Origin of the sequence: Maribacter sp. LLG6340-A2, from assembly GCF_045057105.1 — a bacterium.
Classification (GTDB): Bacteria; Bacteroidota; Bacteroidia; order Flavobacteriales; family Flavobacteriaceae; genus Maribacter.
This window is the reverse complement of sequence record NZ_CP159332.1, coordinates 2,700,510-2,712,036: the sequence shown is the minus strand read 5'-3', so window position 1 is coordinate 2,712,036 and position 11,527 is coordinate 2,700,510. Positions and strand designations below refer to the sequence as shown.

Here is an 11,527-nt window from a genome sequence, read left to right as displayed (position 1 = left end):
AAAACAAAAAAAGTGCGCTACATTGTAGCGCACTTTTCTATTATACTAAAAATAGTTTACCAAATATGAACTCTCTTTTCTGGAGCAAGGTACATATCATCACCTTCTTTGATATCAAAAGCATCGTAAAACGCTTGAATGTTCAATAATGGCTGCGTAGCTCTTACCATACCAGGAGAATGTGGGTCAGTTTTGATCTGTGTTCTCAAAGCCTCATCTCTACTTTTTGTTCTCCAAACTGTAGCCCAAGACATAAAGAAACGCTGCTCTGCGGTGAAACCATCAATATCCTCCGGACGACCGTTTTCTTCATAGTATTTCTGTAAACCGTCATAAGCACCTAACAATCCGCCTAAGTCACCAATATTCTCACCTAAGGTAAATTTACCGTTCACGTAAACATCTGGCAATACCATAACACTATCGTATTGTACGGCTAATGCATCTGCTCTTTCTGTAAAAGCTTTTAAATCTTCCTCTGTCCACCAGTTTTTAAGATTTCCATCAGCATCAAAACGAGAGCCACTGTCATCAAAAGCATGAGAAATTTCATGACCGATAACAGCACCTATACCTCCATAATTTACAGCTTCATCAGCGGTATAGTTATAGAAAGGAGGTTGCAAAATTGCTGCAGGAAAAACAATCTCGTTGTTCAATGGGTTAAAATATGCATTTACGGTCTGTGGAGACATTCCCCATTTAGTTTTATCGACAGGCTCACCTATTTCAGCGAAGTTTTTTAATTCTCCCCATTTATCTACTGCGGTCATATTTTCAAAATAAGACTTATCTCCAGAAACTTCCATAGTAGAATAATCTTCCCATTTATCGGGATATGCAATTTTCACGGTAAACTTATCTAACTTTTCAATTGCTTTTGTTTTCGTAGAATCGCTCATCCAATCCAAAACAGAAATACGTTCCTTAAAAGCATCTATAACGTTAGCGATCATTAGCTCTGCCTTTGCCTTTGCCTCTGGCGGAAACTTAGCATCAACATACAACTGTCCAAGTGCTTCACCAACAGTACCGTTTACCGTAGCCAACGCACGCTCATCTGCTGGGCGTTGTTCTTTAGCACCTCTTAAGAACTTGCTATAAAACTCCCAATTGGCAGTTTCAATATCTGTTGTTAATCTACCGGCAGCATTGTTGAACGTATCCCATCTAACCAAAGTTTTAATATCCTCGATCGGAGTCGTTTCTAAGAACTTGTCCAAATACTCCGTATATCTCAATTGCGTTACCAAAAGCGTATCAAATTTTTTAGTGATTCCCAGGTCCGATATCAACTTATTCATGTCAATGGTAGACAACATTTTATCAACCTCGGCAATAGTTCTTGGGTTGTTATAATTTCTAGCATCTCTACGCTCAACCTTGTTTAAACGTGGTTCTGCCAATTGTGTTTCCAAAGCAAGAATTTTATCGGCAGCCTTAGTAGCCTCAGCTTCAGTATCTCCAAGTTTCTGTAACATTCTAGATACGTGCTTCTTGTATTCTTCACGAATTTCTACAGATTTCTCATCTTCATCAAAGTAGAAATCACGATCTGGCAATCCTAATCCGTTGGCACCTAAATACACGGCGTTCATGCTACTATTATTTAAATCAGCACCTGCATCAATACTTATAAACGGTGTAGAAACTGCAGCATTTTTAGCGATAACAGTTTGTAGGTCATTCAAATTTTTAACAGAAGCAATAGCTTCGAAAGCCTCATCTAACGGAGCAATACCCGCTTTATTTCTAGCGGCGGTATCCAACTTAGTATCAAAAATTGCCAATGCCTTGGCTTGATCGGTATCTGCGGCGTAATTACCACTTTCCTTAGCCGTAGCCAAAATCTTCAATACATCGTCATCTGTAGATTTACGAAGTACGCTAAAACCTCCCCAACTGGTTCTATCATCTGGTATTTCTGTAAACTTCATCCAATTTCCATTCACATAATTATAGAAATCTGATTTTGGGTTTTGGGTGGTATCCATATTGGCGAGAACGATACCAGGAATTTTTTCTGCCTCAGCAGTAGGTTTCGCTTCTTCTTTACAAGAAGCCAGGGCTACCAAACCGGCAGCCAATAAATACACTTTTTTCATTTGTGAGTTAATTTTAAACGTGTCGGTCTATACGACGCTCGTTTTGAGTTTTGTTACAAAAATAACAGGATTTTATTCTAAACATATTTATTTCACTATTTACCACCATCCTTAACCTCTGATATTTAATCATTTGTATTCAAAATAATTGATCAATAAAACAGCACTATATGTTGTTAACTCACTGAAACCACTTATACACTCATTGTTCATTTCAAAAGACCGGGTTCCAACATACTTTAGAGATATAGATTTAAAACCATAACATTATGAAAAGTACATTCACCCTTGCCGTAAAAGAACCATGCAAAGAAAAATTTAGTAATTTTAATAAAACCGAAAAAGGAGGATTTTGCCAAAGCTGTGAAAAAGAAGTTATAGATTTCACCAAGTTATCTGACCCTGAGCTTATAAAGCATTTGAGCTTTAATAAAAATACATGTGGTATGTTTAAGGCATCACAACTTAAAACGTATGAAACTAACACATTACATACAATGAACAATACTATACTTCACAAAGGAATAGCAATGATGGGCTTTTCATTATTGGCACTTTGCGCGACGAATGTATCGGCACAAGGAACAGCAAGCACTGAAACACCGATTGAGATAACCACTTCTAATATTATGGGCGATATCTCCTCGTATGTTGAAACCGTTCAAGAAAAATACACGGTAACAGGTAGCATTGTAGATGAGGCTAACGAACCCTTACCCGGTGTAAATGTTGTTTTAAAAGGAACAGCCATTGGTACCCAAACCGATTTTGATGGTAAGTTTGAATTTCCCCAACAATTGGCAGAAAATGACATTTTAGTCTTTAGTTTTATTGGTTACGAAACCAAAACGTATAAAGTAGAAGCAAGTGGAAATTCCAATATTGATATCAATATTTCTTTTGACACTTACGATGTGGAGTTAATGGGCGAAGTTGTTATTACAGGAGCCTACACCAGCAAAAGAAACATTTTTCAGAAGATTGCAGACATTTTTAAAAAATGAAAATTGTTCTCTTAGCAACATTATTACTTTCAATTTCCTGTTTTGCCCAACGATCAGATTTCTCTGAAATAGATTTTAAAAAAGCGGATAGTATTGCACAGAATTATACAGGTGCAAGCCTAACAAACTTGCCTGTACTTACCTATAATCTAACAGCATCGTTACCAACCGATGTTGAAAAAATAAGGGCTATTTATACTTGGATCGGCACTAACATTGAAAATGATTATTCGTCTTACCAAAAAATAAGCCACAAAAGAAAAAGGCTTGCTAAGGACCGGCAAGCTTTTTTAGATTGGAATACAGCCAGAACTCCAAAAGTGTTTAAAGCTTTACTGGAAAATAAAAAAACGGCTTGTACAGGCTACGCCTACCTGGTAAAGGAAATGATAAATTTAGCAGGATTTGAGTGTGATATTGTAGATGGTTACGGACGAACGCCTACATTACGTTTAGAAGAAGATAGTGCACCCAATCATTCTTGGAACAGAATAAAAATAAACGATACTTGGTACTGGTGCGATGCAACTTGGTCTGCAGGAGAAACTGTCATCTTAAACGGTGAACCTATGTTCAATGCAAATTACTTTGATGGCTATTTTCTTGCGGAACCCACACTGTTTGCAAAAAACCATTTCCCAATTGAAAAAGATACCACCCACAGCCCTAACGATGATGCTTTTAAAACGTTTATCAATGCACCGGTAGTTTATAAGGAAGCATTTTTAGCGCCTATTATTCCCATAGCCCCAGAGCGCATGCATCATCAAATTACAAAAGGAACTGCGGTAACGTTCAAATTAAAAGTCCCTGAATTGTTCAATGATGAAATACATTTATTACTGAATAAGGGAGGCGGTCAAAAAATCGTTACTCCTGAAAATAGTAGAAAAGAGAACGAGATTAGCTTACAGCAAACGTTTACTAAAAAAGGACTTTATGATGTTCATATTTCGACCAAAGACTATCTTATAGCCACTTATGTCATTAAAGTAAAGTAAACCTATTCAGGTGGATATTTACTAAAAATCTTATCAACTATAGCTCTTAGTTTTTCCGATTTTTCTTGAGGAGTATCCCCTTCACGAAACGGACTTTCACTTATGGCTTGCCAAATAAGCATGTCTTTATTGGCATCAACAAAATCAATTTGGAGTTCACGAGTCAATTTAGGTCCGCCAACAGGAATACCAATTGATACTCCACCACCAACATTACCTCCGCCACCGCCGAGTCCTACTCCAACATTATTACCTCCTTGAGATTGAAAAACCGTGCTTTTAATATTGATAAAAAGATCGGGCTCTTCGGCAAACATATATCCTTTTTCGCCAAGAGCGTTGTCCATTGCATCTATTAGTCTTTTCTCGTCCAACCCGTTTAGACCGGTCTCCATATCCCCAAAATAGTTATAGGTAGAATAGGTCGTAAAATCGGTTTGACTATCATAATCGTAATTGACCTTAATTGATGCGCAAGATGTAAAAAATAGGAATAAAGCACCACAGATTAAAATTCTCATAGCATTGTATTTTCTTAAAATTACAGAAAATATAAGAGTTAAAAAGTTTTTTAACGCGCTATTCGACTAAGGGCCTATTACAAATTACATCTCCATTACCTTATCAAGAGGCTAACAAATGTTAGTTGGTATCTTTTTTATCTACGGACTTTGTTAATGCAGACGAAATAATGCCCGTTGGTATGGCAACAATGCCCAAGCCGATCATTAAAATGAAAAATGTAAATACCTTACCTCCTGCGGTTATTGGGTACACATCACCATACCCAACAGTAGTAAGGGTTATTATGGCCCACCATAAACTATCAAAAATTGATGAGAAATTATCAGGTTGTACCTCATGCTCAAAATAGTAGATGCCTACAGCAGAAAAATAGATTAAAATCAAGGTAACGATAAGGAACAATAATATTTCTTCCTTAGCCATAGATATAGCTTTGGTAAAATGTTTAATAGCCCTATTGTACCTCATTAATTTGAGTTTACGAAACAATCTCAAGAACCGCAACGCCCTTAACGACCTAAGGTCAATGCCCAGCGAGAGATAAAATGGCAGAATGGCCAGAAAATCTATGATGCCATAAAAACTAAAAATGAATCTTCCTTTGTTGTCAGCTACATAAATACGCAAAAGATATTCTATGGTAAAAACCACAACACAAAAAATTTCTATTGCCCTAAGTATCTTTTTTGTTAAAGGCTTTAGGTCAGGAACCGTTTCATAAGAAAACGAAACAATGGAAATAAATATTAAAGCTTGTATACAATACGCAAAAACCCTACTGGATCGGTTATCGTTAATTTCAACAATATTTTTTAAATACTGCTTCATATTAATGAATCTTAATCGTTAAGCATTGCCCAAAGTTTATCTTTTAGTTCTACTATACCCATTTGGGCAACTGAAGATATGAACATAAAGGGAGTATCGCCAAATTCACTATCCAATTCCGCCTTCATTTCGTCCATAAGTTCCTCATCCAACATATCACTTTTAGAAATGCAAATTAAACGTTCCTTATCTAACAACTCAGGGTTATAACGTCTTAATTCATCCAACAGAATTTCATATTCCTTGCTTATATCATTACTATCTGCCGGAATAAGAAAAAGTAAGGTAGCATTACGCTCTATATGTCTTAAAAAATAGTGACCCAACCCCTTACCTTCTGCAGCACCTTCAATTATACCAGGAATATCGGCCATTACAAAACTCTTAAAATCACGGTATTCAACAATACCTAGATTTGGCTTTAATGTGGTAAACTCGTAATCTGCAATCTTAGGCTTTGCTGAAGTAATTACGGATAACAGCGTTGATTTACCGGCATTGGGAAAACCAACCAAACCAACATCCGCAAGAATTTTTAATTCCAATAAAAAATCGCCTTCTTGGCCATCCTCCCCTGGTTGTGCATATCTAGGTGTTTGGTTCGTTGAGCTTCTAAAATGCCAATTTCCTCGGCCGCCCATACCTCCTTTAAGTATAATCTTTTCCTCACCGTGTTCCGTAATTTCAAAAAGCACTTGTTTGGTCTCAAAATCTTTGACCACAGTACCCAAAGGAACATCCAAATAGACATCCTCGCCATCTGCACCTGTACTACGGCTCTTACTACCATGTTCTCCGTGACCGGCCTTAAAATGTTTTTTAAACTTGAAATTGACCAGGGTCCACAAATTTTGGTTACCACGTATAATTACATGTCCGCCACGACCACCGTCGCCACCATCTGGGCCACCTTTGGTAATGAATTTTTCTCTATGTAGATGTACAGAGCCTTTGCCTCCCTTTCCAGAAGCCAATCCTACTTTTACATAATCTACAAAATTACCTTCGGTCATTGATGTTGGTGCTAGTCATACCTTTTAATCCGTTTGTAAGGAAAAAAAGGAAATGATGTTATTTTATATCTTCAATTACTTTGGTCAGGCGCTTGGTAATTTCCGAAATGGTTCCAATACCATTAACACTATGAAACTTACCTTGTGCCTCATAAAACTCCTTAACCGGAGTGGTTTTTTCATTGTACTCATCAAAACGGTTTCTAATTTTGGAAACATCTTGATCATCACTACGGCCACTTACTTTTCCACGTTCCAACAAACGTTCTATCAAAACCTCGTCATTGGCTTCTAAAGCTATTGTTGCGTTAATGGCCATATCCTTGGACTCCAAGAAATTATCAAGCGCCTCTGCTTGTGCTGCTGTCCTTGGGAAACCGTCAAAAATGAATCCGTCCGCATCAGGATTTTTCTCCACTTCTTCTTGCAACATTTTAATGGTAACCTCATCTGGCACTAATTCTCCCTTATCAATATAGGATTTCGCCAAGGTACCTAAATCTGTTCCGTTTTTAATATTATATCTAAATACATCTCCTGTAGAAATATGTTTTAGATTGTACTTCTCTTTTAAGAATTCTGCCTGGGTGCCTTTACCTGCACCTGGCTTTCCAAAGAGTACAAGATTAATCATATGCTTCTGGTTTAGTTGGTATACTTCTTTTAAATTTCTTCCAAGTTCATTGTAATCCAGACCATAACCTACAATAAAATTATCAGGTATGGCCAATCCAAAATAATCTATGGCATACTCGCCCTTATACACATCTGGCTTATAAAACAGACTAGCTATCTTAAACTCCTTGACATTGGTTTTTGAAAAAAGGTGAACCAGCTGTTGTAAGGTGCGCCCCGTATCTATAATATCCTCTAAAATTATTACACTACGGCCTTCAATATTAGTTGGAAGATCCAACAAAGTCTCTACAATTCCGGTAGAAGTGAGCCCTTGATAAGAGCTTAATTTTACGAAGGAAACTTCGCAAGGGTATTGGTATGCCTTTAGAAAATCTGACACAAACATGAACGACCCATTTAAAACCCCTACAAAAATAGGAGTCTCATCTTTATAATCTGCCGCAATCTTTTCGGCAACGGAGGCAACGGCTTGTTGTATTTCCGTTTCGTTGAGGTACGGCGCAAAAAACTTGTCGTGAAGTTGTATCAATTTTCTTAAATTATCAAGGTTGGCAAAGATAAGGTATTGGCTTGTGTTTTTAAATAGAAAGGAATTGGTTTCTAAGATTTAACCGTATTTTTGTGCCACTTATGGCGTTTTTTAAACTCCTAAAAGCAATATTTATATGGATTACTTCTCTTCAGATTTTAAACTAGGAATTTTAGGCGGAGGCCAACTTGGCAAGATGATGCTTTACGAAACCCGTAAATGGGACGTATACACCAAAGTTTTGGATGCTTCACCTGATGCGCCATGTAGCATGTCTTGCAATAAATTTGTTCAAGGCAGTCTTTTAGATTTTGATACCGTTTATAATTTTGGAAAAGATGTAGACGTACTTACCATTGAGATAGAAAATGTAAATCTAGATGCATTAGAGAAGTTAGAGAATGAAGGGGTAAAAGTGTATCCACAGCCAAAAGCCTTACGTATTATTCAAAATAAGGCAAAACAGAAATTATTTTATGTTGATAACGATATCCCCACCGCAGATTTTCAACGCTTCGCCTATTTGAGCGAAATCAAGGATAGCATTGAAAATGAAGCATTGGCATTTCCCTTTGTTTGGAAAGTAGCCCAATTTGGATATGACGGGCAGGGCGTTAAAGTGGTTCGTAGTTTAGCCGATTTAGAAGGGTTACCTACCGGTGAATGCATAGCAGAAACCATGGTACCGTTCAAGAACGAATTAGCCGTAATAGTTTCTAGAAATGCGGAAGGAGAAATTAAGACCTACCCCGTTGTAGAAATGGAGTTTCACCCAGAAGCCAACCAAGTAGAGTATGTAATTTGCCCGGCCCGCATAGATGATAAAGTGGCCGATAAAGCAAGAGCACTCGCATTAAAAGTCGCCGATAAAATAGGACTTACCGGTTTGTTGGCTGTAGAAATGTTTCAGACAGTAGATGATCAAATTTTAGTGAACGAAGTAGCGCCAAGACCACACAATAGCGGTCACTACAGTATTGAAGCTAGTTACACCAACCAGTTTGAACAGCACATACGTAGTATTCTAGGCTTACCTTTAGGAAGAACAGATAGCAAGGTTGCCGGTGTAATGGTAAACTTGGTGGGTGCCGAAGGACATACAGGTAATGTCGTCTACAAGAACATTAATGAAATTTTAGCGATGGAAGGTGTTACCCCGCATATTTATGGAAAAGCTCAAACAAGACCATTTCGCAAAATGGGTCATGTAACCATAGTTAACGATGACTTAGGCAAGGCAAGAGCCATTGCCGAAAAAGTAAAAGAAACAATTCAAGTGATTTCAAAATAATAAACATGAGTAAAGTAGCCGTAGTAATGGGCAGCACTAGTGATATGCCCGTAATGCAAGACGCCATAGATATTTTAAAAGGTTTTGACATTGAGGTAGATGTAGATATTGTATCTGCCCACAGAACACCTGAAAAACTTTTTGATTTCAGTAAAAATGCACACACCAACGGTTATTCGGTCATTATTGCCGGCGCCGGTGGGGCAGCCCATTTGCCGGGTATGGTAGCATCAATGTCTCCGTTACCCGTTATTGGGGTTCCTGTAAAAAGCAGCAATTCTATAGATGGATGGGACTCTGTACTCTCTATACTTCAAATGCCTGGCGGTGTACCGGTTGCTACCGTAGCATTGAACGGAGCAAAAAACGCAGGAATATTGGCAGCTCAAATTATAGGTAGCTCAGATAAATGTGTTTTAGACAAGGTGATTTTGTTTAAAGAAGGTCTAAAGCAAAAAGTTATCGATGGCGCTAAAGCTGTAAATGGCAAATAATCATCTACAAGAAATTTCAATTCTCAAATCTAATTTCTCAATACTAGATATATGAATCCATTATTATCCCCTTTTGATACTGCTCCATTTTCACAAATTAAAAACGAGCATTTTAAACCCGCTTTTTTACAATCTATAGAAGATGCAAGAGCAGAAATAGATTCTATTACGAATAATTCGGAAGCACCAACTTTTGAAAACACCATAGAAGCATTAGAATTTTCAGGTCAGCAATTAGACCGAATTTCAAGTGTGTTTTTTAACTTGAATTCTGCCGAAACCAATGAGGAGATTCAGAAAATTGCACAAGAAATTTCTCCATTACTTTCAGAATTCGGTAATGACATTACCTTAAATGAAGATTTGTTCAAAAGGGTAAAAGCAGTATATGACCAAAAAGATGATTTAGACCTTACTGTAGAGCAAAATACCCTTTTAGATAAGAAATATAAGAGCTTTAGCAGAAACGGAGCTAATTTATCCGAAGACAAAAAAACTCGTTTACGTGAAATCGATGCTAAACTGGCAAAGTTAAAACTAACATTTGGCGAAAACGTACTTGCCGAAACCAATAAATTTCAACTACACCTTACGGATGAAGCAGATTTAGACGGATTACCTGAAGGTGAAAAAGAAGCTGCCGCACAATTGGCGATTTCAAAAGGCAAAGAAGATGGTTGGATGATCACCTTAGATTACCCAAGCTATATACCTTTTATGAAGTATGCTAAAAACAGAGCATTACGAAAAAAGCTTTCATTGGCTTTTGGAAGCAAAGGGTTTCATAATGATGAGTTAGACAATCAAGAAAACGTTCTTGAAATTGCAAAACTACGTTTTGAAAGAGCCAACTTACTAGGTTATAAAACGCATGCCGATTTTGTATTGGAAGAGCGTATGGCAGAGACGCCAGAAAAAGTACATTCTTTCTTAAGTGAATTGCTAGAAAAAGCGAAACCAGCCGCAGAACGTGAGTTTAAACAACTAGAAAATTTTGCCAAAAAACTTGATGGCATTGACCGCCTAGAAAAATGGGATAGTAGTTATTACTCTGAAAAATTAAAGCAAGAACTTTTTAATTTAGATGATGAAAAACTGAAGCCATATTTCAAGCTTGAAAATGTAATCAATGGAGTTTTTAAAGTAGCAGAAAACTTATTCGATTTACAGTTTGAAGAGGTTCATGACATTGAAAAATATCATGACGAGGTAAAAACCTATAAAGTTTACGATGCCGTCAAGAATTTTATATCTCTTTTTTATGCCGATTTTCACCCAAGAGCAGGAAAGCGTGGTGGCGCTTGGATGACCTCTTTTAAAAGTCAATGGAAAAGAAACGGCGAAAATGTACGTCCGCATATATCAAACGTGTGCAATTTTACTCCGTCCACAAAAAGCAAACCTTCATTATTGACTTTTAATGAAGTTACGACCCTATTCCATGAATTTGGTCACGGTCTGCACGGTATGCTAGCGAACACTACCTACCCTAGCCTGTCCGGCACATCCGTTTTTTGGGATTTTGTAGAACTACCTAGTCAGGTGTTAGAAAACTGGTGCTATGAAAAAGAAGCATTGGAACTATTTGCTAAACATTACGAAACCGGAGAAACCATACCTATGGAATTGGTTGAAAAAATCAAGGAGTCGGCTACCTTTCAAGAGGGAATGCAAACGCTACGTCAGTTGAGTTTTGGATTATTGGATATGTCTTGGCACGGAATTGACCCAACGAGCATCACCAATGTAAAAATACATGAAGATGAAGCGTTCAAAAACACAAGTTTGTACCCAGAAACTCCAGAAACCTGTATGAGCACAGCATTCTCCCATATTTTTCAAGGAGGCTATTCTTCAGGATACTACAGTTATAAGTGGGCAGAAGTTTTAGATGCAGATGCCTTTGCTTATTTTAAGGAAAAAGGAATTTTCAATAAAGAAGTGGCCAGCAAGTTCAAGGATAATGTTCTTTCTCAAGGTGGTACGGAGAACCCTATGGTACTCTACAAAAAATTTAGAGGAGAAGAGCCTAAAGTTGAAGCCTTGTTGGAACGCGCTGGGTTATTATAAATTATTGATTACCTATAGCTTATACAAA

10 protein-coding genes are annotated in these 11,527 nt (G+C 37.4%); 5 read left to right on the top strand and 5 right to left on the bottom strand.

The features are described 5' to 3' along the window. Positions 1–56: 56 nt before the first annotated feature. On the bottom strand, positions 57–2,105 hold the full coding sequence (locus ABVM52_RS11340) for a M13 family metallopeptidase (protein ID WP_405380557.1): 2,049 nt from the start codon (positions 2,103–2,105) through the stop codon (positions 57–59). Between the two features lie 269 nt (positions 2,106–2,374). Here ABVM52_RS11340 and ABVM52_RS11335 point away from each other — a divergent pair, with 269 nt between their 5' ends. Continuing rightward, a complete protein-coding gene (locus tag ABVM52_RS11335) occupies positions 2,375–3,109 on the top strand; it encodes a carboxypeptidase-like regulatory domain-containing protein (RefSeq protein ID WP_405380555.1) in 735 nt (244 codons plus the stop codon). Continuing rightward, positions 3,106–4,110, top strand: coding sequence for a transglutaminase domain-containing protein (locus ABVM52_RS11330; RefSeq protein WP_405380553.1), 1,005 nt, complete (start codon positions 3,106–3,108; stop codon positions 4,108–4,110). The genes ABVM52_RS11335 and ABVM52_RS11330 overlap by 4 nt, the downstream gene beginning before the upstream one ends. Positions 4,111–4,112: 2 nt before the next feature. On the opposite strand, the gene ABVM52_RS11325 is transcribed toward ABVM52_RS11330, so the two are convergent. The 4 genes from ABVM52_RS11325 to ABVM52_RS11310 form a co-directional block, all read right to left on the bottom strand. Then, on the bottom strand, positions 4,113–4,631 hold the full coding sequence (locus ABVM52_RS11325) for a DUF4136 domain-containing protein (protein WP_405380551.1): 519 nt from the start codon (positions 4,629–4,631) through the stop codon (positions 4,113–4,115). A gap of 121 nt (positions 4,632–4,752) precedes the next feature. After that, positions 4,753–5,463: an ion transporter gene (locus ABVM52_RS11320; protein WP_405380549.1), complete on the bottom strand. Its 711-nt coding sequence runs from the start codon at positions 5,461–5,463 to the stop codon at positions 4,753–4,755. Between the two features lie 11 nt (positions 5,464–5,474). Beyond that, entirely contained in the window at positions 5,475–6,476 is a 1,002-nt protein-coding gene (gene obgE / locus ABVM52_RS11315; protein WP_405380547.1) for a GTPase ObgE, read from the bottom strand. A 58-nt stretch (positions 6,477–6,534) separates the two neighbouring features. After that, positions 6,535–7,644 carry an adenylate kinase gene (locus ABVM52_RS11310; RefSeq protein ID WP_405380545.1) on the bottom strand — a complete coding sequence of 370 codons (1,110 nt, stop codon included), beginning with the start codon at positions 7,642–7,644 and terminating at the stop codon, positions 6,535–6,537. Positions 7,645–7,780: 136 nt separating this feature from the next. Here ABVM52_RS11310 and ABVM52_RS11305 point away from each other — a divergent pair, with 136 nt between their 5' ends. Genes ABVM52_RS11305 through ABVM52_RS11295 form a run of 3 tightly spaced genes read left to right on the top strand, consistent with a single transcriptional unit; the run spans position 7,781 to position 11,499 of the window. Further along, positions 7,781–8,935 carry a 5-(carboxyamino)imidazole ribonucleotide synthase gene (locus tag ABVM52_RS11305; protein WP_405380543.1) on the top strand — a complete coding sequence of 385 codons (1,155 nt, stop codon included), beginning with the start codon at positions 7,781–7,783 and terminating at the stop codon, positions 8,933–8,935. A 5-nt stretch (positions 8,936–8,940) separates the two neighbouring features. Then, complete coding sequence (gene purE, locus ABVM52_RS11300) at positions 8,941–9,429, top strand: 5-(carboxyamino)imidazole ribonucleotide mutase (protein ID WP_405380541.1); 489 nt, start codon at positions 8,941–8,943, stop codon at positions 9,427–9,429. A gap of 51 nt (positions 9,430–9,480) precedes the next feature. Next, positions 9,481–11,499, top strand: a complete 2,019-nt coding sequence (locus ABVM52_RS11295) for a M3 family metallopeptidase (RefSeq protein WP_405380540.1) — start codon at positions 9,481–9,483, stop codon at positions 11,497–11,499. Positions 11,500–11,527: the final 28 nt, after the last annotated feature.

Bases quoted from the DNA above. Each gene is read 5' to 3' on its own strand.
- purE (WP_405380541.1), top strand. From the start codon at position 8,941: ATGAGTAAAGTAGCCGTAGTAATGGGCAGCACTAGTGATATGCCCGTA.
- ABVM52_RS11340 (WP_405380557.1), bottom strand. From the start codon at position 2,105: ATGAAAAAAGTGTATTTATTGGCTGCCGGTTTGGTAGCCCTGGCTTCT.
- ABVM52_RS11295 (WP_405380540.1), top strand. From the start codon at position 9,481: ATGAATCCATTATTATCCCCTTTTGATACTGCTCCATTTTCACAAATT.
- ABVM52_RS11335 (WP_405380555.1), top strand. From the start codon at position 2,375: ATGAAAAGTACATTCACCCTTGCCGTAAAAGAACCATGCAAAGAAAAA.
- ABVM52_RS11330 (WP_405380553.1), top strand. From the start codon at position 3,106: ATGAAAATTGTTCTCTTAGCAACATTATTACTTTCAATTTCCTGTTTT.
- ABVM52_RS11305 (WP_405380543.1), top strand. From the start codon at position 7,781: ATGGATTACTTCTCTTCAGATTTTAAACTAGGAATTTTAGGCGGAGGC.
- obgE (WP_405380547.1), bottom strand. From the start codon at position 6,476: ATGACCGAAGGTAATTTTGTAGATTATGTAAAAGTAGGATTGGCTTCT.
- ABVM52_RS11320 (WP_405380549.1), bottom strand. From the start codon at position 5,463: ATGAAGCAGTATTTAAAAAATATTGTTGAAATTAACGATAACCGATCC.
- ABVM52_RS11325 (WP_405380551.1), bottom strand. From the start codon at position 4,631: ATGAGAATTTTAATCTGTGGTGCTTTATTCCTATTTTTTACATCTTGC.